This window comes from Streptomyces albidoflavus, from assembly GCF_000719955.1.
GTDB lineage: Bacteria > Actinomycetota > Actinomycetes > Streptomycetales > Streptomycetaceae > Streptomyces > Streptomyces albidoflavus.
This window is the reverse complement of the sequence record NZ_JOII01000089.1, coordinates 1-881: the sequence shown is the minus strand read 5'-3', so window position 1 is coordinate 881 and position 881 is coordinate 1. Positions and strand designations below refer to the sequence as shown.

Annotated in this window: 1 protein-coding gene; it reads right to left on the bottom strand. The window is 68.8% G+C overall.

Annotated elements, in window-relative coordinates:
- Positions 1–2: 2 nt before the first annotated feature.
- Positions 3–811, bottom strand: a protein-coding gene (locus IF45_RS32815) for an IS5 family transposase (protein WP_103487354.1) whose coding sequence is annotated in 2 segments (ribosomal slippage) — positions 3–472 and positions 472–811 — 810 coding nt in all. Because the reading frame shifts where the segments join, the coding sequence is not laid out codon by codon here.
- Positions 812–881 lie beyond the last annotated feature (70 nt).

Here is an 881-nt window from a genome sequence, read left to right as displayed (position 1 = left end):
TTTCAGAATGAGGTTCGCAGGCGGCGGAGGCATATGAGGCTGCAGGCCAGTTCGAGCAGGCCCTGGTGGAGATCGGCGCGTCGCTCGTAGCGGATGCGGAGCCGTTTGAACTGGTGCAGCCAGGCGAAGGCGCGCTCGACCACCCAGCGCACCTTGCCCAGTCCTGAGCCGTGGGCGACACCGCGTCGGGCGATCACCGGTTTAACGCCGCGCTTCCACAGCAGGCGGCGGTACTTGTCGAAGTCGTAGCCCCGGTCGGCATACAGACGCCGGGGTTTTCGGCGGGGGCGTCCTCGCAGACCCCGGATCGGTGGGACCGCGTCCAGCAGAGGCAGAAGCTGGGTGACGTCGTGGCGGTTGCCGCCGGTGAGTGTGACGGCCAGCGGAGTTCCGTGGCGGTCGACGATCACATGATGTTTTGAGCCGGGGCGGGCGCGGTCGACGGGCGAGGGCCCGGTGTGATCCCCCCTTTGAGGGCCCGGACATGGGACCCGTCCACGGCGCAGTCGTCCAGGTCCAGCAGGCCGGCGCGGCGCAGCTCACTCAGCAGGATGGCGTGCAGGCGGGGCCAGACACCGGCCTCGGTCCAGTCCCGCAGCCGGCGCCAGGCCGTCACCCCCGAGCAGCCCACGGCCTCCGCGGGGACGTCGCGCCAGGCGACACCGGTCCGCAGCACGTACATGACGCCGGCGAGTGCCGCCCGATCGGGAACACGCAACCGTCCGGGGTAACGGTGGCGCCGTTCAGGAGCAGGTGGCAGCAGCGGAGCAACCCGCTCCCACAGGTCGTCAGGAACAAGATCAGCACGCATTCCGGACACACTGCCGACCAAGATCGCCGAGCACAAGACCCGCAGCCAAACTCATTCTGAAACGATCAGT